The sequence below is a fragment of the Komarekiella delphini-convector SJRDD-AB1 genome, assembly GCF_014831675.1.
Taxonomy (GTDB): Bacteria; Cyanobacteriota; Cyanobacteriia; order Cyanobacteriales; family Nostocaceae; genus Komarekiella.
In genome coordinates this window covers 24,244-45,712 of the sequence record NZ_VJXY01000043.1, presented here as the reverse complement: position 1 = coordinate 45,712, position 21,469 = coordinate 24,244, and the positions used below count along the sequence as shown (strand labels likewise).

General features: G+C 42.5%; 25 protein-coding genes and 2 pseudogenes. 20 read left to right on the top strand and 7 right to left on the bottom strand.

The genetic code is table 11. The features are described from left to right. Position 1 precedes the first annotated feature (1 nt). Positions 2-658: a class I SAM-dependent methyltransferase family protein gene (locus FNW02_RS28140; RefSeq protein ID WP_191760766.1), complete on the bottom strand. Its 657-nt coding sequence runs from the start codon at positions 656-658 to the stop codon at positions 2-4. Between the two features lie 236 nt (positions 659-894). Between FNW02_RS28140 and FNW02_RS28135 the strand changes: the two genes are divergently transcribed. Together FNW02_RS28135 and FNW02_RS40215 are read left to right on the top strand one after the other, a co-directional pair. Next, positions 895-1,353: an NUDIX hydrolase gene (locus FNW02_RS28135; RefSeq protein ID WP_191760765.1), complete on the top strand. Its 459-nt coding sequence runs from the start codon at positions 895-897 to the stop codon at positions 1,351-1,353. Next, on the top strand, positions 1,343-1,510 hold the full coding sequence (locus tag FNW02_RS40215) for a hypothetical protein (protein ID WP_191760792.1): 168 nt from the start codon (positions 1,343-1,345) through the stop codon (positions 1,508-1,510). The genes FNW02_RS28135 and FNW02_RS40215 overlap by 11 nt, the downstream gene beginning before the upstream one ends. Positions 1,511-1,520: 10 nt before the next feature. Here FNW02_RS40215 and FNW02_RS28125 read toward each other — a convergent pair whose 3' ends face one another. Then, positions 1,521-2,084, bottom strand: coding sequence for an SDR family oxidoreductase (locus FNW02_RS28125; RefSeq protein WP_348535459.1), 564 nt, complete (start codon positions 2,082-2,084; stop codon positions 1,521-1,523). A 424-nt stretch (positions 2,085-2,508) separates the two neighbouring features. On the opposite strand from FNW02_RS28125, the gene FNW02_RS28120 reads away from it, so the two are divergent. From FNW02_RS28120 to FNW02_RS40210, 5 genes and pseudogenes are all read left to right on the top strand, one after another. Beyond that, positions 2,509-4,137: an FAD-dependent oxidoreductase gene (locus tag FNW02_RS28120; protein ID WP_191760764.1), complete on the top strand. Its 1,629-nt coding sequence runs from the start codon at positions 2,509-2,511 to the stop codon at positions 4,135-4,137. Further along, positions 4,134-4,508 carry a 4Fe-4S binding protein gene (locus FNW02_RS28115; RefSeq protein WP_191760763.1) on the top strand — a complete coding sequence of 125 codons (375 nt, stop codon included), beginning with the start codon at positions 4,134-4,136 and terminating at the stop codon, positions 4,506-4,508. Before FNW02_RS28120 ends, FNW02_RS28115 begins: the two co-directional genes overlap by 4 nt. 49 nt (positions 4,509-4,557) lie before the next feature. Then, positions 4,558-5,604: an ABC transporter substrate-binding protein gene (locus tag FNW02_RS28110; protein WP_191760762.1), complete on the top strand. Its 1,047-nt coding sequence runs from the start codon at positions 4,558-4,560 to the stop codon at positions 5,602-5,604. Between the two features lie 76 nt (positions 5,605-5,680). Continuing rightward, positions 5,681-7,288 (top strand): FAD-dependent oxidoreductase, encoded by a 1,608-nt coding sequence (locus tag FNW02_RS28105; RefSeq protein WP_191760761.1) that lies wholly within the window; start codon positions 5,681-5,683, stop codon positions 7,286-7,288. Between the two features lie 161 nt (positions 7,289-7,449). Continuing rightward, positions 7,450-8,739: pseudogene (locus FNW02_RS40210) on the top strand (MFS transporter). Positions 8,740-8,847: 108 nt separating this feature from the next. Here the strand turns inward: FNW02_RS40210 and FNW02_RS28095 are convergent. The 3 genes from FNW02_RS28095 to FNW02_RS28085 form a co-directional block, all read right to left on the bottom strand. Beyond that, entirely contained in the window at positions 8,848-9,327 is a 480-nt protein-coding gene (locus tag FNW02_RS28095; protein ID WP_191760760.1) for a GNAT family N-acetyltransferase, read from the bottom strand. A 148-nt stretch (positions 9,328-9,475) separates the two neighbouring features. Next, positions 9,476-9,997 carry an aspartate racemase/maleate isomerase family protein gene (locus tag FNW02_RS28090; RefSeq protein ID WP_191760759.1) on the bottom strand — a complete coding sequence of 174 codons (522 nt, stop codon included), beginning with the start codon at positions 9,995-9,997 and terminating at the stop codon, positions 9,476-9,478. Positions 9,998-10,039: 42 nt separating this feature from the next. Then, on the bottom strand, positions 10,040-10,387 hold the full coding sequence (locus FNW02_RS28085; protein WP_191760758.1) for a hypothetical protein: 348 nt from the start codon (positions 10,385-10,387) through the stop codon (positions 10,040-10,042). A 271-nt stretch (positions 10,388-10,658) separates the two neighbouring features. Between FNW02_RS28085 and FNW02_RS28080 the strand changes: the two genes are divergently transcribed. The 13 genes and pseudogenes from FNW02_RS28080 (at position 10,659) to FNW02_RS38950 (ending at position 19,273) form a co-directional block, all read left to right on the top strand. Then, a complete protein-coding gene (locus FNW02_RS28080; protein WP_191760757.1) occupies positions 10,659-11,330 on the top strand; it encodes a glutathione S-transferase family protein in 672 nt (223 codons plus the stop codon). A gap of 105 nt (positions 11,331-11,435) precedes the next feature. Further along, positions 11,436-12,302 (top strand): CmcJ/NvfI family oxidoreductase, encoded by an 867-nt coding sequence (locus FNW02_RS28075; protein WP_191760756.1) that lies wholly within the window; start codon positions 11,436-11,438, stop codon positions 12,300-12,302. Positions 12,303-12,767: 465 nt separating this feature from the next. Continuing rightward, complete coding sequence (locus FNW02_RS28070; protein ID WP_191760755.1) at positions 12,768-13,682, top strand: TauD/TfdA dioxygenase family protein; 915 nt, start codon at positions 12,768-12,770, stop codon at positions 13,680-13,682. A 97-nt stretch (positions 13,683-13,779) separates the two neighbouring features. Continuing rightward, a complete protein-coding gene (locus FNW02_RS28065) occupies positions 13,780-14,466 on the top strand; it encodes an HAD family hydrolase (RefSeq protein WP_191760754.1) in 687 nt (228 codons plus the stop codon). Between the two features lie 20 nt (positions 14,467-14,486). Beyond that, positions 14,487-15,047: an NUDIX domain-containing protein gene (locus tag FNW02_RS28060; protein ID WP_191760753.1), complete on the top strand. Its 561-nt coding sequence runs from the start codon at positions 14,487-14,489 to the stop codon at positions 15,045-15,047. A 186-nt stretch (positions 15,048-15,233) separates the two neighbouring features. Further along, a complete protein-coding gene (locus FNW02_RS38960; protein WP_225225947.1) occupies positions 15,234-15,539 on the top strand; it encodes an ABC transporter substrate-binding protein in 306 nt (101 codons plus the stop codon). Between the two features lie 6 nt (positions 15,540-15,545). Then, on the top strand, positions 15,546-16,184 hold the full coding sequence (locus tag FNW02_RS28055) for an ABC transporter substrate-binding protein (RefSeq protein WP_225225946.1): 639 nt from the start codon (positions 15,546-15,548) through the stop codon (positions 16,182-16,184). A 121-nt stretch (positions 16,185-16,305) separates the two neighbouring features. Next, complete coding sequence (locus FNW02_RS28050; RefSeq protein ID WP_191760752.1) at positions 16,306-17,118, top strand: ABC transporter ATP-binding protein; 813 nt, start codon at positions 16,306-16,308, stop codon at positions 17,116-17,118. After that, on the top strand, positions 17,115-17,540 hold the full coding sequence (locus FNW02_RS28045; RefSeq protein ID WP_348535455.1) for a pentapeptide repeat-containing protein: 426 nt from the start codon (positions 17,115-17,117) through the stop codon (positions 17,538-17,540). The genes FNW02_RS28050 and FNW02_RS28045 overlap by 4 nt, the downstream gene beginning before the upstream one ends. An 89-nt stretch (positions 17,541-17,629) precedes the next feature. Further along, a pseudogene (locus FNW02_RS28040) lies at positions 17,630-17,953 on the top strand (carboxymuconolactone decarboxylase family protein); the annotation flags it as partial. A gap of 430 nt (positions 17,954-18,383) precedes the next feature. After that, positions 18,384-18,587: a hypothetical protein gene (locus FNW02_RS28035; protein WP_225225945.1), complete on the top strand. Its 204-nt coding sequence runs from the start codon at positions 18,384-18,386 to the stop codon at positions 18,585-18,587. Positions 18,588-18,620: 33 nt separating this feature from the next. Continuing rightward, positions 18,621-18,764 carry a hypothetical protein gene (locus tag FNW02_RS38955; protein ID WP_225225944.1) on the top strand — a complete coding sequence of 48 codons (144 nt, stop codon included), beginning with the start codon at positions 18,621-18,623 and terminating at the stop codon, positions 18,762-18,764. Between the two features lie 131 nt (positions 18,765-18,895). Further along, positions 18,896-19,273: a transposase gene (locus FNW02_RS38950; protein ID WP_225225943.1), complete on the top strand. Its 378-nt coding sequence runs from the start codon at positions 18,896-18,898 to the stop codon at positions 19,271-19,273. Between the two features lie 391 nt (positions 19,274-19,664). Here FNW02_RS38950 and FNW02_RS28025 read toward each other — a convergent pair whose 3' ends face one another. Both FNW02_RS28025 and FNW02_RS28020 read right to left on the bottom strand, forming a co-directional pair. Continuing rightward, positions 19,665-20,672, bottom strand: coding sequence for a P-loop NTPase (locus FNW02_RS28025; RefSeq protein WP_191760750.1), 1,008 nt, complete (start codon positions 20,670-20,672; stop codon positions 19,665-19,667). 18 nt (positions 20,673-20,690) lie between these two features. Beyond that, on the bottom strand, positions 20,691-21,452 hold the full coding sequence (locus FNW02_RS28020; RefSeq protein ID WP_191760749.1) for a DUF4058 family protein: 762 nt from the start codon (positions 21,450-21,452) through the stop codon (positions 20,691-20,693). Positions 21,453-21,469 lie beyond the last annotated feature (17 nt).

The following is a 21,469-nucleotide window of genomic DNA, read 5'->3' as shown; positions in this document are numbered from 1 at the left end:
TTTACCTCGCTTTACTAGGAATGCCAGAAAACACAAATAACTGTTGCTCTTTGGGTTGAGGTAAATTTTCACCAAGGTATCGATGAATACCTACACCCATATTTCCTGTAGCCGTAAGTTTAAAATTCACTTCCTCAAATCCAGAGGCACTCAAAATTTTCCGCACATTATCAGAGTAGGGAATACCGTTAGAGTGTCCGCGAGTCCAGATGACAAAAGCACCTGGTTTACTCAGAAAACTCAAGTTATCTAGTAAACGATTGAGTTCTCCTTCATCAGCCAAATTGCCAAAGACACCACACACGATCGCAATATCTGCTGGTACTGCGCCTACGTAGTTAGTAGCAAGAGTTGCATCACCATTAATAAACTCAATTTGCTTGGCTAAACCTAATGATTCTATAGTTGCTCGTCCACGCTCAACTAAATTTGAATTTATTTCAACCAGTCGTGCAGAAACATCCTTCGCACGGGGGTGATTTTTTAAAGTTCCTAGTAAATCTCGCCCATCACCCGCGCAAACACTCACCACTCTGATAGCTCCATTTAGGGAAGCATTCAAGCTATAAGCAATATATTCTCGCACGATTTCTAGACGCTGCTGCAACGTTGGCTCAGTGTTGTAGAGGTCGTGCCATTCATACCAATCTTCTGGCATAAGGGCTGATTCCCGTTTGATGCACACTATGTAGTTACAAACTACGGTTAGTTTATCAATTAACTGTAGTTTAGGATGAAGGCAGACTATCACAAGTATTTAGATAAATCAAGTCTCATCCCTTAACTGGTTTTTGTTGCTAATAGGAGAATAGAGTGTGTAACTACTTAATATGCCGTCGGTGAACAGAATCGAATGAGTTACATTTTGTATATCAATAAAGTAGGGATTAAAAAATGGGCTATGTTCAGGAATTGCGATCGCTAGTAGGGAATCGCCCCTTAATTATTCCCGGATCTGCTGTATTATTTATGGATCAACAAAATCGTCTATTGCTCCAACACCGCAAGGATAATCAGCAGTGGGGGTTGATTGGTGGAAGCATGGAGGTTGGCGAGTCTGTGGAGGAAACTGCTAGGCGAGAAGCCCTTGAAGAAACAGGTTTAGAATTAGGTAAGCTAGATTGGTTCGGTTTGTTTTCAGGACATGAACTTATTTATGAGTGTCCTAATGGGGATATTGTAGTTAATGTAGTAGCTGTCTACATATCACGGCAGTTTAGAGGTGAACTCAAAGCAGATCAAGAAGAAGCTAATCAGGTATGTTTCTTTGATTTGAATGAACTACCACAAGATTTGAGTCCACCAGATAGACCAGTTATAGAACAGTATCTTCATAGTTTAGATGGCAATTAAAACGAATAAAAGTGATCGCTCACTCCATCGATTAGCTCCGATTAAACGAGGAAGTAAAACCGTAGATTTATTGAAGTTTGCAGGAACATGGCAAGGCGACGATTTAGAAGAATGCCTCCAATTTGTTCGTGAAACTCGCTCTAAAGCTCAATTTTAATTACCTAATTCTAGCTATCTGGTTGATCTTCTGGCTCAATACGAGTAGCAGAACGAATCGCCCCATCAATCACAAAATGCGCCACATGGATATTCTGCGGAGCCAGTTCACGCGCAATACTTTGTGCTAAACCCCGCAAAGCAAATTTACCCATCGCAAACGGTGCAGAACGAGGATAACCCTTCACACTAGCGAAAGCACCTGTAAAGAAAATTGCTTCCCCACCCACAGCTAACTGACGTTTTGCGGCTGCTTGTGCTACCAAAAAACCACTATAGGCAGTGATTTCTAGTGTTTTGGCAACGTCAACTGGATCGAGTTCAACTAGCGAACCCCGAACTCGCCAACTGGGATTATATACAACTACAGTTGGTACACCTAGTTTTTGTTCGACATTTTGGAATAGTTGTTCAACTTCGTCTGGTTGAGAAGCATCAGCCGCAAAATTGAAGGCTCCAATCTCATCAGCGAATACACTGAGCTTATCAATTTTTCTTGCTACTAAAGCTACAGCAAAACCTTCTTTTGCAAACAAACGGGCTAGTGATGCGCTAAGTCCACTACCAGCCTCCACAATCAATGCTGTGGTTGCTATTTGTTTTATCTCTCCTGATATTTCAGTTCTTGTTAGATTACACCTTTTCTACAAAATACAAAGTATCAAATCGCTTTATTAGCCCATATTTCCCATGTCTCACTCCTACTTTCAACGAACGTAGACTACGTTAGACATTATTTAGCAATCCTAACTATTTGTGACTAATAAATTTAGATAATCATATATTTTAATAGCGAAAGGCTTGAATTTTATCTAGCACCGTGCAATACTGCTAAACTAATCACCGTCAAGTCGGTCGATAATTAGTATTTTATTGCAAAACGTCTGTATTACTTTACAAATAAGTCTTTCAGGTCTTCTAAAAATTATGCACAGATGAATTCTACTAGTCATGTCTGTGGTTTTAAAAATATTGCTGTCTATGAAGGAGTGAGAGCTAGTGAGCGCAAGTCAATTAGTGTCTGAGCAATCATCTAACAATGGCTCTGATATAGATTTAGAAGCCGATGTTTTAGTTATTGGAGGTGGCCCGGCTGGTGCTTGGGCGGCTTACAATGCGGCGGCTGTTGGAGTCCAGGTTATTTTGGTAGATAAAGGCTACTGTGGTTCTAGTGGAGCAACTGCGTCTGGCGGAACCAGTGTGTGGTATGTAGCAAACCCCGACCAACGAGAAACCGCTATGGCCAGTCGGGAAGCTCTAGGAGGGTTTTTAGCCGAGCGTTCTTGGATGGAGCGAGTTCTAGATCAGACTCATGCAAATCTGTATGAGTTAGGTAACTGGGGTTATCCTTTTCCCTCTGACCAACAAGGACAACCTTACTATCGTTCTCTCCAGCAAGGCGCAGAATATATGCGTCTGATGCGTAAGCAAGTCAAGAAAGCTGGAGTGCAGATTCTTGACCATAGTCCTGCTCTGGAATTGCTAGTAGATCAAGAAGGAGCAGTGTCCGGAGCAAAAGGAATACGTCGTCAAGCGGGTGGACGCTGGACAGTACGAGCCAAAGCAGTAGTTATCGCTACTGGTGGTTGTGCTTTTTTAAGTAAAGCCCTCGGTTGCAACGTCCTCACCGGAGATGGTTATTTAATGGCAGCTGAAGCTGGTGCACAAATGTCTGGGATGGAATTCTCTAATTCCTATGCTCTCACTCCTGCTTTTGCTTCTGTAACTAAAGGAGCTTTCTATCGTTGGGCAACATTTACTTATGAAGATGGCACAGTAATTGAAGGTGCTGGTTCTCAACGGGGACGCTCTGTAATTGCTAAGACATTGCTGACTCAGCCTGTATACTGTAGCCTACACGAAACTCCAGAAGAAGTAAGGACTTGGATGCGAACCATCCAGCACAATTTCTTTTTGCCATTTGATCGGCGAGGAATCGACCCTTTCAGCCAACGCTTTCCAGTCACTTTGCGTTTGGAAGGTACAGTCCGAGGTACTGGTGGTATTCGGATTATAGATAATTCTTGTGCTACCTCAGTACCCGGACTCTATGCAGCTGGAGATGCAGCCACACGGGAATTAATTTGTGGTGGCTTTACAGGTGGTGGAAGTTACAACGCTGCTTGGGCAATGTCTTCTGGCTATTGGTCAGGACAAGCGGCGGCTGAATATGCTTGTCAATTGGGAGACAAGGCCAATCAACGACTAGTGGATTCAATTGGACAGGCAGCAGTTAGTTCTGAAAGTAGTCATACTTTTAACCTTCAAGAAGTTATCCAAGCTACCCAAGCCGAAGTATTACCTTACAATCGCAATCTCTTTCGCACTGAACGAGGCTTGAGCAATTCTTTAGAAAGATTGCATAGTTTGTGGCGAGAAATCCGCCATAGTGCTGCCCCCTCTAATAGCCAAGCATTACCAGCCAGAGAAGCGGCGGCAATGGTTGCCACTGCCAGATGGATGTATACTTCAGCACAAGCTAGAAAAGAAACTCGTGGAATGCACAAGCACCAGGATTATCCCCAGCAAAAGCCTAACCAGCAATATCGGTTAATTAGTGGCGGATTAGATACAGTTTGGGCAAAGCCTGAAAAAGAAGTCGTCAAGAGGGAGTTAGTAACACTGTGATTGAATTAGTCAGTGAATCTCGCTGTATTAAATGTAATCTTTGCGTCACTGCTTGTCCTACTAATGTGTTCGATGCAGTACCAGGAAGTGCGCCTAAAATTGCCCGCCAGAGCGATTGTCAAACTTGTTATATGTGCGAACTTTATTGCCCTGTAGATGCACTGTATGTTGATCCCAACGCTGATGAATCAGTACCGGTGGATGAGGAGACTTTGATAGCAGTTGGGTTACTTGGCAGTTATCGGAAAAATGTCGGCTGGGGTAAAGGGCGCACATCGGCGGCAAAAAATGAGAAGTCTGCTTACTATTATCCAGTTATGCAAAGTAGCAGTAATTTGCCTACAGATGCTCAAGGCAGAATTCTTCCTTAGGGAACGCCGCAAACTAATTCGTAATTGAGAAGTTTCTTAGTTTCAGTCTATGAGTACCCATGCACTTGAGCGTAGTTTTCGACATCGTTTTTTGGCTTCTGTGACAACTATTGTGCTTTTATCCGGTCTTGCTAGTTGTACTTCTCAACCAAGCCAGTCTAATAACTTAGCAGTAGCTTCATCCAATACTGGAGGAAATTCGGGAGAGGCGAAAACTCTAGTTTTACGAGTTGGCTTTACCAGTTCCGAAAGTAAGTTACCTATTGGCCCGGAGGGCTGGGCGTTGCAAAAAGGGACATTGACACCTGCGCTCAAAAGTCTGGGTGTGACTGAAGTGAAGCTTATTCCCTTTGTCGGAGGCCCGGCACTTAACGAAGCTCTAGTTAGTGGTCAATTAGATATGGGTTTGTATGGAGATACGCCAGCTTTAGTTGGTAGAGCAGTTGGTCTTCCTACTCGATTGATTAATCAGACAAGAGTTGGTCAGAATGCTTGGTTAATTACTAATAAAAACGGTGTACGCTCAGTTGCACAACTTAAAGGTACAAAAATAGGAGTTGCTAAAGGCACTTATCCTCATCGCTATCTGATGGGTTTGCTGGAAAAAGAGGGACTGACCAAGGATGTGAAGGTAGTACAGATTCCTGCTGCCGATGCAAAACCAGCATTAGAGAGGGGAGATATTTCAGCTTATCCATTTGCTATGGGAGCTGGGCCAACATTAGTTTATCAAGGATTTTCAGCAATCAATCAAGCCAAAGATCATCAGGGGTTAGTTGGAACAGGGGTAAGTGTGGTGACGGAAAATTTCCTCTCTCGACACCCAGAACTACCACAAAAGTGGAATCAGATGAGACGACAAGCATTGCAGGAAATTAAGGCAAATCCAGAGGCATTCTACCAGTTTGCGGCTCAGGCAAGTGGGAATGTGCTGTTGGCGATCGCTAAAGAATCCTATCCACTAGACCTTTATCCCACTGAACCTTTTACACCGGAAGGATTGAAACTCTTAAATTCAACAAAGCAGTTTTTAGCCGAGCAGAAATTGTTGAAATCTGATTTTGATATCAAGGATTGGCAAATTCCCAATCCCTAAAAGTTTTTGTAAAAGCTACTCTCGCATTCTTGGGGAAGTTTTACTCTTCTCCTTTCTTACATAAGGAGTCAATTTCATGAATATCAGTCAAGATGCTTCTAATCTAGATTTAGTGACCGATGTATTAATTATCGGTGGTGGCCCATCCGGTACTTGGGCTGCTTGGAGTGCCGCAACTAGTGGGGCAAAAGTCGTTTTAGTAGACAAGGGTTACTGCGGTACTAGTGGAGCAGCCGCCGCTTCTGGGAATGGTGTGTGGTATGTTCCACCAGATCCAGAACAACGAGAAGCAGCAATGGCGAGTCGGGAAGCGATGGGAGGTTTTCTAGCAGATCGTCATTGGATGACTAGGGTATTAGATCGCACCTACGACAACATTAATTTCCTGGCTGATGAGGGCTATCCTTTCAGTGTGGATGCTGATGGCAAAGTTATCCGTCGTTCCTTGCAAGGCCCGGATTATATGCGGTTTATGCGGAGAAAAATTAAGCAAGCAGGTGTAAAAATTTTAGACCACAGCCCAGCTTTAGAGTTGCTTGTGGATGCAGAAGGCTCTGTGGCTGGGGCTAAGGGTATCAATCGTCAATCTGGGGAACGTTGGACAGTCAGAGCCGGGGCGGTTGTAATTGCTACAGGTGGCTGTGCTTTCTTGAGTAAAGCTCTTGGTTGTAATGTCCTGACTGGGGATGGTTTATTGATGGCAGCCGAGGCTGGTGCTGACTTCTCTGGGATGGAATTTTCTAATGCTTATGCAATTTCTCCGGCTTTTTCTTCTGTGACTAAGACTCGTTATTACGATTGGGCTTCTTTTACTTATGAAGATGGCACTGTAATTGAGGGTGCAGGTTCTAAGCGTGGTCGCTCGGTAATTGCTAAAACTTTGCTGACTCAGCCAGTGTATGCCCGTCTTGATCAAAATATGGATGAGCAAACAAAAGCTTGGATGCGATCATCTCAGCCTAACTTCTTTGTTACTTTTGATCGCGCTGGGATTGACCCCTTCACGCAGCGATTCCCTGTAACTCTACGTTTAGAAGGAACTGTACGCGGTACTGGTGGTATTCGGATTGCAGACTACACCTGCGCTACCTCAGTGAATGGACTTTATGCGGCGGGAGATGCGGCTACCAGAGAGTTAATTTGTGGTGGTTTCACAGGCGGAGGTAGTCATAATGCAGCTTGGGCAATGTCTTCTGGTTATTGGTCTGGACAATCTGCTGCTAACTATGCCTTGAGTTTGGGGGAATACGCTAGCAAACGCAGTCTACAGGGTGTAGGGGAAGCGGGATTGCATGGTGAAGGTCATAATAAATTCTCACCGGATGAAGCGATCGCCACAACTCAAGCTGAAGTTTTCCCCTACGATCGCAACCTCTTCCGCAGTGCTACAGGGTTAAGCGCATCTTTAGAAAGACTAGATAACCTCTGGCGGGAAATCCGCCATAGCCACACACTAGATGATAGCCAAATTGTGCGATCGCGCGAAGCGGCGGCGATGGTTGCTACTGCGCGTTGGATGTACAACAGTGGTTTGCAACGTCAGGAAACCAGAGGAATGCACAAGCGCATGGATTACCCACAACAAGACACCAATCAACAATATCGCCTATTGAGTGGTGGGTTAGATAAGATTTGGGTCAAACCTGAGTCGGTAGTTGCAAATCGGGAATTAGTGACAGTGTAATTTTGGAGATTTGATTGATGGTTTGTAGTAAGGGCTGAAGCCCTTACTACAAACTTATCTACACATGAATTTAAACTTGATTGCCTACTTAGTAATTTCTCAATTACAAATTACCCCATGGCCCATTCTCAAATTTTTCAGAGAAGTTTTAGAGCTTGTTCATGAAATTATTACCTAAATTTAGATTCAATTTGAATCTTGATCTACCTGCTTTGAGATCACGTAATTATCGCCTCTACTTTGGTGGACAAGCTTTGTCGATGACGGGCAATTTCATGACACAAGTAGCTATTTTATGGCTAATTTATAGATTAACTGATTCAGCTTTAATGTTGGGGTTGGCAGGGTTTTTTGGACAATTGCCAGTATTTTTACTTGCTCCAATTTCAGGCATTTTAGCCGATCGCTACAATCGTCATCAACTGTTGCTGCTACTTCAGTTTGGGGGTATTTTTTTATCTGTCACTCTGACAGTCATCACTTTTCTGGGTTGGGCTAATTTTTGGACATTGCTGATTTTCAGTGCGTTATTAGGTTTTTTGAAGGGCTTAGATGTCCCTGTACGCCAAGCATTTGTGAGCGATATGGTCAGCCGTGACTTGATGGGAAATGCGTTGGCGTAGCCCGCCGCAGGCATCGCTCTGAATGCAGCCTTTCTCCATACCGCACGTCTGATAGGCCCGACTCTTGGGGGAATTTTGATCGCTCGGTTTGGTGCAGGATTCTGTTTTCTTTACGATAGTCTCAGCTATATTGTGGCTATTTGGGCAATCTCTGCAATGCAGATTACACCCAAAACAGTAGAAATACAGAAAAGTAATACTTGGCAGAAGTTGACAGAAGGGTTTCAATATGCCTACTACTTCCTGCCTGTGCGTTCTATCCTGCTACTACTAGCAGTAGCTAGTTTAGTGGGTATGTCTTATACAACACTTCTACCCATCTTTGCAGTCGAAGTTCTGCGGGGAGGCTCAGAAACCTTGGGTTTTTTAACAGCCGCCGCCGCAACAGGTTCAGTTTTTGCCTGTGTTTATTTAAGTTTTCGTCACAAGGTAGCAGGTTTAGAGCGTCTGATTGCTTTTTCTCCGGCTATTATGGGAATTGGTTTTATATTTTTTTCCCTATCTCAAATATTTTGGTTATCTCAATTAGCTTTGCTGCTGGTTGGTTGGAGTTCTACACTTCAGGTAGCTGCTAGTAATACAGTGCTGCAATTCATTGTGGAGGAGAGCAAACGAGGTAGGGTAATGAGCTTTTATGCAATGTGCTTTATGGGTATGGCTCCTTTCGGTAACTTGTTGGCAGGAACTCTAGCGCATTATTTGACAGCTCCAAGTACGCTGATTTTGGGTGGTGTTGTTTGCATCGTGGGTTCAGTGCTGTTCGTGCAACAATTACCCCAAATGGCGAAGTTAATTCACTTAGGAACCAAACAAGTCGCAAACAATTAAATTATCAAAGCGATGCCTGCGGTAAGCTCTGCGGTCTACGCTCTTTTTCAAATCAGATTATCCTAAATGCAATAAAACTTTTAAGCTTAACCTGATATAGTTCTAAGCCTACAGCTTTTTGAAGTACCTGGCGATTGGTAACAGCCCGAAACCCGCCTTTTCATAGGTATAACGTGCTGGGGCGTGACCAGGATCGCCTCCAGTCTCGACCATAGCAACAGACATCCCTGCAACTTTCATAAAATCAAGAGCGAATTCCACTAAAGTAGTACCAATGCCTCGCTGTTGATAGTCTGGATCGACAGCAACCATGTATATTTCTCCCATGCTGCTCTCTAAGTGTAGTTTCACGGCTACAAAGCCCACTGTTGAACCAGAGTCGTTAGCAACCCACACCTTTGTATCTGCCGCCCTACAGACTTCTTCGACAGCCTTTTGCTGGTTTACTTGCCAACCGTCGGGATAAAATGAACGATACACTTCAAAATCCATCGCTTTTTGCAGCGAATCAAAAACCGGAGTCCACGCCCGAAGCGAAAGACGAATGACGGCATCAAGTTGACTCTTGTCGTATGGTTCAATTCGCATTTTGGTACAGACTCCAGAACACGGGGTATCAGTAGCATCGTAACAAAGAATCGGGTTGCACTGTGTTACATGAATGTTACAGATTCTCTTTGGTCGTGGAATGAATTGGTTAATTTCGCAAGCGATCGCATTCGTTGTTTATCTGAGACTAAATATCAAACAGTTTTCCTCTGGGATGAAGTGCAGATTCAATAGAAGCACGTTTTGCTAAACTCCATATTGTGGCTTGGTTTGCTGTAACTACAGGAATATTTAAATTCGCCTCTAATTCTTCTATTACTTCAAATGTTCTCCATGCTGTACAGGGCAACACAATAACATCTGCACCTTTGTGAGATACCTCTTTGATAAAAGCTGCGGCTTCATCCGGCGACTGATGCCATAGGTAATTCTGTTTCGCTACTTCTTTTGGGCGTTCATCACCTTTAAACGTAATTATTTCAAAAGGTGTTTCATGCAAAAACGTTTTTAGCGTTTGGTTGTTCCATTCTGGATAAGGGGTGACTACAGAAATTTTCTTGGCCTTAAGATGTTCTAATGCTTCTAATAAAGCTAAAGCTGGAATCACAACGGGTACTCCTAGTAGTTCACCAACCCAATTTTGCCGTGTAGGCAAAGCAGGGGGAGAGGTGCAGCAGGGGGAGCAGGGGGAGAAAGAATTCTTTTTCAATAATGCTTTTTCTCCCCCAGCCTCTCCAGCTTCCTCAGCCTATCACCATGCAAAGTTTCCTTGGCAGACTACTAGCGCCTGTGTTAACCGTTGTTGTAATTGTTCGGCAAAAACTCGCCCTCGGTAAAATGTTGCTGTTGTGAAGCCGTATGCTCCAAAATTTACTCTAGCTCTAGCTAATTTTTCTACTTCCTTAACAGCTTCTTCATTAATGTCATCTATTGATTCATAGCTCTCAGATGCGTGTGAGCGTTGAGCAATCACACGATGGCTATGAATATTTACTTGACTGGAAAAAGCAGCGTGAAAGTCAGGCTCAAACGTGGTGTTACCTGCTGGTACTAGTAAGCCAAGACGGATCTGCCTATTAGAGTCAGCTTGGAAGTGCATTATGATACCTCTTTGCTGGCAAGCCTGCTCATGTCTAAATATTTATTTAGCTACACTAATAATTAGATATACATATTTTCAGGGAAGCTGTATAATATATAAACTACGTTAAATCGACCGACAAACTGTAATATATCATCTAACAGACGTAGATACCTGTCAGTCAAATTATTTAACTGCACTAATCAACATATCTAGCTTCTGTCTTATTGCTCTAAGTTGTGCAATCTCACATAGTCTGCATTCACGATAACGACAAGGAAAGAATTTTATGAGCAACATACAACTGTACTTCGCTAAAGCCTCTACCTTCTCTCAACGTACCCGTGTAGTCTTATTGGAAAAAGGCATTGACTTCACTGAGATAGAAATTGACTTACAAAACAAACCAGATGGATACACGCAGATTTCGCGCTATGGTAAAGTTCCGGCTATCAAACATGAGGATGTAGAAATTTACGAATCTGCGATTATTAATGAATATCTAGATGAAGTGTTCCCCGAACCACCTTTGTTACCCCGCGATCCGGCAAAAAAAGCGATCGCTCGGATTTGGATAGACTACGCCAATACTCGCCTTGTCCCAGCTTTTAACAAATTTCTGCGCGGTAAAGATAGCACCGAACAAGAACAAGGACGAACAGAGTTCACAGAAGCACTTCTATATATTGAACAAGAAGGATTCGGTAAAGGTGATTACTTGTTAGGAGATCAGTTTAGCCTAGTTGATATCAGCTTCTATCCCTGGTTTGAACGTTTACCACTCTTAGAACACTTCCGTAAATTCACACTACCAGCAGAAACACCTCGTTTGCAGACATGGTGGAATCTGGTAGGCGATCGCTCCTCAATTCAAGCAGTAGCAAATCCTGTGGACTTCTATTTACAAAGATTCGCCAAAGTTCTCGGAGAACCTGTTCCTGTTGGTGCAGGACAGAAATAGAGCAGGGGGAGATGAGGGAGATGAGGGAGATAATTCTTCACTTCTGCCTCCTGCCTTCTGACAACTGACAACTAACAATTACCAAAATCCAAAATGGGATGACCTATGAGCTTAAATAACCAAGTTCTAGACAGACCGATTTTCCAAGAACTGCCATACGTAGAGGCTAACCTCAGTTACCTGATTCCAATGGCAGAAAAACCTGTTAACTATACCTACGAACCGCCGGCTGGGATTCCTCGCACGAATGGAATTTATCAGACGCACAAACTACCCATCTACAACGCTCGTTCTATCTCAGAGAACATCTCGTTAGATAAAGAAGGTTTTGCGTTTACTGGACATACTACTAATGTCAGCGACTTTTACGATGAAGACGAAGTACGCCGCGTCTACTATCTAGAAGCCGAGCAATTGTTAAAAGAGGTGACGGGTGCAACAAAGGTAGTGATATTCGATCACACCCTTCGTAATGCTGGTAACTCCAAGCCAGGTGAGAATAATATTAAGGAACCTGCCAAGCGCGTACACAACGACTTCACTGCCAAATCAGGCTATACTCGCGCCCGTTTGGAATTAGCAGCGCGAGGCATAGATGACATTGATGCGCTACTAAAACAACGATTTGCCATCATCAATGTTTGGCGAGCGATCGCCCAACCAATCCAAGAGTCACCATTAGCATTGTGTGACGCGCAAAGTATCGCACCAACAGACCTTGTTGCTGGTGATTTAGTGTACCGCGATCGCGTCGGTGAAACTTATGGAGTCACGTATAATCCCCAACATAAATGGTTCTACTTCCCACAAATGCACCCAGACGAAGCACTATTTATCAAATGCTTCGACTCCGCAGAAGACGGACACGCCCGTTTTGCCGCCCATACAGCCTTTGAAGACCCCACCAGCCCAGCCAACGCTCTCCCACGAGAAAGCATCGAACTACGAACATTCGTCTTTTACCCCGCATAGATAGCAAAAACTTCCTCCAACTCTTAGAGGTTGTTTGAAAAGTAGTATGTTGTGATTTTAATCGAATTATTACCCCCCTTAATCCCACGCCACTTGCTTCAAGTCGGCAGAGCCGCCCAACGCAGTGGCTCCCCAAAGGGGGAAAATAAGAAAATCCGGTTCCCTCCCCTTTATAAGCTACGGTGTACACACATCTCTGTACCAAACCAAAATCGTGTAGATCCTCCTAAATCCTCCTTAAAAAGGAGGACTTTGAGAAGTTTTTGCCCCCCTTAAAAAGGGGGGTTGGGGGGATCAAAAGCTTGTGAGGCCACTCTCAAAGACTTGTGTGTACACTGTAGCCTTTATAAGGGGAGGGTTAGGGTGGGGTAAAAATATTTGATACATCAATCATGACTTTTCAAACATACTTTGACTCTCTGCATGAGACAAATCCACAATCTTATTTAACTTGGAATAAATACCATGACTTCCCAACACTTTGACATCAAACCAATCGCCGGACGTATCGGTGCAAAAATCATCGGTATTAACCTGAACAGTAACCTTAGCGACGAAATCATCAGCGATATCCGTAAAGCTTTAGTTAAACACAAAGTCATTTTCTTCCGAGAGCAGAACCTTGACGCTCAAGCACAAGTAGCCTTCGCCCGACACTTTGGGGAAGTGACAACAGCTCATCCCACCGTCCCATCACTTCCAGAAAACCCAGAAGTTCTTGACCTGAATTACGGCAAGACTGTGAGCCGCGCTAACACTTGGCACACCGATGTCACATTTGTAGACCGTCCGCCCCTTGGTTCGATTTTACGAGCGCTGGTCATTCCGCCATCAGGAGGTGACACCATTTGGGCAAACTCCGTGACTGCCTACGAAGATTTACCAATTGCTCTACGTAATCTTGCTGACCAACTCTGGGCAGTACACAGCAACGCCTACGATTATGCAGCAGCTAAAATTGACTTGCCACTAGAAGTCTTAGAATATCGGGCTGTTTTCACCTCAACTTTATACGAAACCCTGCATCCAGTTGTCCGCGTCCATCCTGAATCCGGTGAACGTGGGTTGTTTATCGGTGGGTTCGTGCGCCGCCTGCGCGGTTTATCACAGAATGAATCTGATGAAATCGTGAAATTATTGCAAGCTTACATCACACGTCCAGAGAATACTGTCCGGTGGCGTTGGAAAGTTGGCGATGTAGCTTTCTGGGATAATCGCGCTACTCAACATTATGCGATCGCTGACTACGGCAATCAACCTCGCCACGTTCAGCGTGTCACACTTGTAGGTGATATTCCTGTTGGTATTGATGGTAGGCAGAGTGAGGCTATTAAGGGAGACTCTTCTGCATATAACCGACGTGAACCCGCTTTAGTTTAGGATAATTAGGGAGCTACTGCGTTACGGGAGCGAACTTCCATAACGCAGTTGAGTGCTTTCTCGAATCTTGCTCCTAGCATTTGGCTGTGGGGTATTAATGTTTGTTTCTAATTACGCTATTCTGTTTGATTTAGATGGGACTTTGACAGATCCCAAGCCTGGTATTACTCGCTGCATTCAGTTTGCGTTATCTGAACTAGGTTATAGACCACCCGATGCTGATAAATTACATTGGTGTATTGGCCCTCCAATCCAAGATAGTTTTTCGCTGCTACTGAAGACTTCAGATGACACAGTTTTAGAACAAGCCATTTCACTTTATCGCAGTCGCTTTGCTACGATAGGATTATTTGAAAACTCCCTTTATCCCAAAATTTCAGAAACCTTAGACGCTATTCGTTTTGCTGGTTATAAAACTTTTGTTGCGACTTCTAAACCACATATTTATGCTACACAAATCATAGAACATTTTGGCTTGTCGTCGCTTTTCAATGGGGTTTATGGGAGTGAACTTGACGGCACGCGGAGTGTAAAAGCTGACTTAATTAATCACATCTTAGTCACGGAAAATCTTTCACCTTCTCATGTGGTTATGGTGGGCGATCACTCGCACGATATGATTGGAGCCAAGCACAATCATGTAACTGCAATTGGTGTCACCTACGGCTACGGAACTGAGGAAGAGTTAAAGAGCTACGGTGCTGATTTAATTGCCCATACTCCAGATGATATTCCTAAATTGCTTGTTCACAGCTATGAACTGAGACTATCGCATTCTCACTAACAAACCAAGGATTCAGTAAAGTGGATTCATTTGATTGGAATGTATTAAACTCTAAATATGTTATCCAAGATAGATGGATCTCAGTAAGAGCCGATACTTGCCAAATGCATGATGGCAAAATAGTCGAGCCTTATTATGTTCTGGAATATCCAACATGGGTAAATGTTGTAGCTTTAACCAAAAATCAGGAAATTGTCTTAGTCAAACAATATCGTCACGGTCTACAAAAAATAGTTTTAGAATTACCTAGCGGTGCTGTAGAAGCAGAAGATTTATCACCACTTGCAGCAGCCAAACGTGAGCTATTAGAAGAAACAGGTTACGCTAGCGATTATTTTGTTGAAACTGGCATATTATCACCCAATCCAGCCAACCATAATAATCTTACTCATTGTTTTTTAGCAACAAATGTAGAAAAGATAGCTGATTTAAATTTGGATGATACAGAAGAAATTGATGTATTGCTGTTCCCTTTAGAAAAAGTTATAGAATTAATTGAAAGCGGTATTTTATTGCAAGCATTACATATTAGCTCATTATTTTTCGCCTTAAAAAAACTTGGTAAATTACAATTTAATTAATAGCGCTCCTCTTGCTATGACCGCTCATGTTCAAGCTGCTAGGCGGCAAATTGTCTAACCATTAGCTAGGCAAACTCAAAAGACTGACTCGCCTCAAAAACTTTAATCATGACTAAATACGTGTAGATGCCGGAGAACAAACATTACTTGTAAAATTTACATCCTGTTCAGGGAATAATACATATCATGAGTAACTCTGTAACTCTCAAAAAGATCAAGAATGAGATCAGTGGAACTGTGTTCTCATTGCCGTATTACGTAGCTCGCGATCAAGGCTACTTTGCAGATGAGGGGATTGATATTGAGTTTGTTAAACGCAACTCTAGCGATCGCATACCCGATATTAAACTGATTGAAGATCATCACCAAGTAAACTCTTTTCTTTTGGCGGCAAATCACTATTCGAGCAGGGAGAAACTACCCTCTACCGTGCTTGTGAGTGGGGACAGGTGCGACGCACCTATGACAGTTCTCGTGGTGGTCAGGTCGTAGCTAAACGTGCTGCCATTGCCAGCCAAGCAATCATCGTGCGACCCGATTCACCCTACAATAAATATCCCTCAAGACCTAGCTAACGTAACAGTTGGTGTCAACTTTCACCACGGCTCCCACTACATCGCTATTCAAACCCTTGAAGGTTTCCTACCCAAAGAAGAAATCAAAGTGGTACATATCGATGGTGGCGGTCAAGGAAAGCGTTTCAACCGCTTTGTCGCTTTGCGTAACGGAGTTGTTGATGCAGTTGCCGTCATGGAACCGTGGATTACAGTAGCAGAAAAACTTGGCTACAAAATTATCGCAGAGGCACACTATGTAGGTCTAGAGATTGGTAGCCCCGATCTGGATGAAGAGACATTCGAGGCGATTAATAGGGCAATCCGTCGAGCGGTGAAAGATCTACAAAATGACCCTCTCCAGTATGTGAAGTATCTGATCGACGACGTAGCAGAAGATATCGTACACCTTGAACCCTCAGATTTCCGTCGCAACCGATTGCGCTACGCAGACCCAGCACCATACCCTGAAGCTGACTTCCGTCGTACTTACGACTGGATGGTGAACTGGGGACTGATAGAGCCTGATGCAACTTTCGAGCAGATCGTCAATAACCGAGTTGCTTCGTTATCTGTCTCTTAGCTGACTTGAACATAGAGAGTGGGGAGTAATACCAATTCGTAATTCGTAATTCGTAATTCGTAGTTCGTAGTTTGTAATTATGGCTATTTTAGGTTTTAATTTTCCCTTGGGATTTTTGCTTATGTCAACCCCTATGATTACTACCCAAAATCTCTCCATTTATTATTGGAGTAAGAATAAGCGAATTGAAGCATTACAAGATATCAGCTTGACTGTCAATTCTGGTGAATTTGTCGCGCTGATTGGGCCAAGTGGCTGCGGTAAGAGTACTTTACTCAATGTGATTGCGGGATTAATTCGTCCTGGTACAGATGTCAAGGGCACTTTTAATAATAGTGGCATCAAAGAAATTGGCTACTTGTTTCAAAAGCAAACCCTACTACCCTGGCGGACAGTCCTAGATAATGTCACTGCTCCTTTGGAAATTCGTGGTGTACCGCGAAATGAAGGACGGGAAAAGGCTTTGGCGCTGTTGGCAAAGTATGGCTTGTATGGTTTTGAGCAGAGTTTTCCGAGAGAATTGTCGGGCGGGATGCAGCAGCGCGTTTTGCTGATTCGGACGTTAATTTATGAACCAGATGTTGTGTTACTGGATGAGCCTCTTAGTAGTCTTGATGCTCAAACACGCGCTCTTTTACAGGATGAATTCCTACGATTATGGCGCGATACGGGATGCACCTTTATTTTGGTAACTCACGACCTCGATGAAGCGATCGCACTTTCGCAAAGAGTGTTTTTATTGAGTTTACGTCCTGGCAAAATTGTCAAGGAATTTCAGATTGATTTACCAACAGAACGTTCTGCGATCGCAATTCGCACAGATCCCCGATTTCAAAAAATCCAGCGTGAGATGTGGTCAGATTTAACCGCACAGGTATTGCAGCAGCAAGATCGAGGCTTGATACAGTTACATCTCCTACAGTATTGCCAGTGAATACTGTAGCTGCAAATGTTCAACGTTTATTAACAACTAATGAATGTGTTGGATGCAACTTAGTTGGAGCGCAATTAGACAAGGCAAATCTACAAGCAACTAATTTGGCTGGTGCAAATCTACAAGAAGCAGAATTAGAAAAAGCGAATTTACAAGGAACAAACCTGGCAACAGCTAATTTACAGGGAGTAGATTTAAGCAAAGCAAATATAGCCAAAGCAAATCTGCAAGGGGCAAACTTATATGATGCAGATCTAGAGGGAGCAAACTTGCTAGGGGCTGATTTGCAAGGAGCAAACTTACAAAAGGCAGATTTACAAAAAACAAATCTCACAAATGCTAACATCCAAGGTGCAAACTTGCTAGGGGCTGATTTAGAAGATGCAATAGTACCCCAAGGATTCACAAATCAGTATCAATAATTCCAAGTGTGTAGCTACATGAATGGATATCTCAGTTAGGGAGCAATCCCTAGCTTATTTATATTAAATTCTAAAAAAGCAAAAGATATCGTGTTACTCGTCAGACTGACGAAATCAACAACTTTTGGAAAGCCCTAGCTAACCATCCCCCTACTTTAGTGTGAACATGGCAGTCAGTCAAAGAAGTGATGACCAGTCCTGGAGAACTCGATCCACTGGTACGGGAATTGATTTACATTGCTGTGAGTGTGACTAATGGTTGTGAATATTGCATCGCCTCTCATACAGCTGCGGCATCTGCTAAAGGGATGAGTGAAACAATGTTTGGTGAATTGATGGTGATCGCGGTTACTGCAAACATGACTAATTGCCTCGCCAACGGTTATCGAATTCCGATTGATGAAAAATTTTAAAATATACCTCATTAGAAAGAGACGCGATAAATCGCCGTCTCTACAAAGCGTTTTTGTGATCTATGATTTTTTTCATCAAAAAACCTTATCCGAACCGTATTGCACACAATCGAAAAACGCTATATTGATACCAATTTGAAAAATAATAAATATACCATCTTGTAGAGACGCGATTCATCGCGTCTTGAACCAAGGATGTGTTGCAATCATTAATTAAATTGGTATTAGATTTTTTGACGCAATTAAACCGGATTCCTGTATAACAACCAATATAGCCACAGCCCCTCTTTGCTTGCATTAATCATACACATTAAAACCTCGATTGGTGAATCTCCTTGCTGAATGAGGTTTTCGGCATTTACACTAATTAATGTTATTTGCAGAGTTAGCAAGAAAGTGATCGCTCTTTGAATTGCGTTTTGAGGCAGACTTGCAAGGAAAGAGTGTAAAAAATTATCTGCTGCAAGATTGGCTGGAAGATGCTTTAAAATCGGTAGAAGATACAACAGAAGAAGAGAAAAAGGCTTTAGCAGATTTATTCAAGAATAATTCTGTGTGGTTATTGTTGGATGCAGCAGATAAAATGTCTTCACTCCAATCATTAACTGAGATTTCCCAGCAATTGACGGGATGAGTGAAAAATGCGCGGGTTATGCTGACTTGTTAGGTGAATGTTTGGCAAGCAAACGCCAACGCTTTAGAAAATTTTCAGACGTATCGGTTACTCAATACTGCGTTGGGACGTTTGGCAAAACGGGCAATCGATCAAGAAAAGTTACGGTTTCGGCTACGACTGGCAAGCGGTATCTAGCTTCGGGAAAATTGACCCAGGCAATCAAAAAGCGATCACTGCTTTGAATAATTCCGAGTTTTTTGGGTTGGCAATTACATCAATGCAAAGCAATAATTGCATAAATTTTTGTATCAATCAAAGATGTAATCATGAATAATTATGATCCTCAACCAAAAAATAACAAACCTAAATACAAAAGTAAATATCGAATTGATTCAACACGTTTACCAGCGTGGAATTATGCTAGTAATGGTGGATATTTCGTTACTATTTGCACGGACGGTAAAAAATGCTTTTTTGGTGAGGTTGTGCAAGGTGAAATGCAGTTATCACCAATTGGAGAAATTGCTCATAAATTGTGGTACGAGATTCCTAATCATTTTTCTAATTGTCATATAGATTCGTTTTGCGTCATGCCTAATCATATTCATGGAATTCTAATGATTAATCAAACACAAGAAGACGCGATTCATCGCGTCTCTACGGGGGGGGAATGGTCAACGGGGTGGGGTTACTGGGCTATTTAACCCGATGTTGTCTAAAAATTCCCTTTCTAAAATTGTTAGGTGGTACAAAGGACGATGTACATTTGAAATTAATCAAATCTATCAAGGTTTTGGATGGCAAGAAAGGTTTCATGACAACATAATTCGTGATGAATTTGCCCTCGATAAAATTAGACAATATATTATCAATAACCCAATCAATTGGGAACGCGATCGCCTACAGCGGGGCGTAGCCCATCGCGAACAACCACCTCATCACCCCTCGTAGAGACGCGATTCATCGCGTCTTCTTCTTGTATTTGATTCATGTGTGGTGCAAGAAGCGCAGCGCAAGCGCGAAAGGTAGGGAATGGGGAACAGTCAAGAAGGGATAGATGTGTACTGAGTTTTGTTCAAAAATCAAATAGGAGTCCTAATTTGTCATAAAAGTAGCATTTAACGAAGTAGCTATTTCTATAAAAACCTTCCTGACTGGTGAAGCGTATTCACTTAGCGCAATCGGATTTCCAGTATCACTACCGCTACAAATGCGCTGATCAATAGGAATTTGTCCTAACAGAGGCGCTTGTAATTCTGTAGCCAGTTGTTCGCCGCCACCACTACCAAAAATCGGCATGCGTGAACCACAATCACCACAAATTAAATAACTCATATTTTCAATTATGCCAAGGACAGGAACACCCACTTGGCGAAACATATATATATTACGTCGTACATCTGCAACAGCCACTTGTTGAGGAGTTGTCACTAAAATAACTCCACAAATTGGGCTTTCTTGGATAATTGTAATTTGAGCATCACCTGTACCGGGAGGTAAATCTATCAATAAATAATCTAATTCACCCCATTCCACGTCTTGCAAAAATTGCGTGATAATTTTATGCAATACAGGCCCCCGCCATGCCAAAGGACGATTTGCTTGTGCAAGTAAACCCACTGACATTACTTTTATTCCCTGAACTTCTAGAGGTAAAAACTTATCTCCTGTGGTAGTATTAATCACTTGAATATCAGCTTGTCCTAAACCCAACATTTGGGGAACATTGGGGCCATAAACATCAGCATCTAATAATCCTACTTTTGCACCTTGTAATTTTAAAGCTGCGGCTAGATTAACGGCTGTTGTGGATTTGCCCACACCACCTTTACCACTAGAAACGGCAAGAGTTGTTTTAACACCGGGAATTGTACAAATTTGAATATAAGTTTTTTTACACCAAGATAAAGATGATAATAAGAATTGAATTTCTGTCTGTAATTGGTGCTGATGAAAACCAATATATAAACGTAAGTAAATATAGTCATCAACTATGCGGAGATTTCGCACCATTCCCAAACTAACGATGTCATTTTTTAAGGTAGGTTCGATAACCTGTTTGAGTAGTTGGACTACTTCTTTCTGACGAGAATCTGGTTGCACTTTATCTCTTGCTCTAGTTTAAATATTTTCTAAAACTTCTCTTACCCAAGCTTCTTCTTCGGGCGATCGCACTATCTTTAAAGGTTGTGAATAATCAATTGCTAAATCAAATCTAGCACGTTCGTAAACTTCATTTAATAACCTTTGTAAGTCAACTATCGGTTCAGGTTCTCCCTCACGCAAAGGTACAGGAAAAACAGGAATTGGTTTTTTTAAATCGAAAGTATATAAATCAGCATCAGGTCTGTTGTAGCTGCGACTAACTAAAATACTATAATCTGCAACTGATGCTCCGAGAATAGGCATTGACTCACCTTGTCTCAATAGGTCAATTTCTACCAAGTTGGTTGCAGAAGCTAGAATTTTCTGTCTTTTGCTCTCATAAGCGGCTCTACCTTCTTTGGAGCGTTTATTTTTAGGAGAAAGTATTTCGATCACAGTGACTACTTCTTTGCTTTGAGTCGATCTCACCTCTAAAAATCGCTCAGTTATCTGTTCAGGTACAGGAACTTTCACTTTACTAGGTTCAGCAAGTTTTGCAGCAGTCAAAGTTATATTGTTATCTATAATGTTACTCGTAGCAACTGCTACATCAGCAATTCCTACGAGTAAGATATCATCTACACTAGTGTAAACTCGCTCCTCAATAGAAACTCGGTATTTAGGGGCAATTTGGGGAGTTAGGTCATCAGCGATCGCTACAATTAAACGATTGTGAACTTGATGCCAAAGTTCAGGTTGTTCCAAATACGGGTTCATTCCAGGAAATGGATTTCCCATTGCGCTTTCCCTTAGTT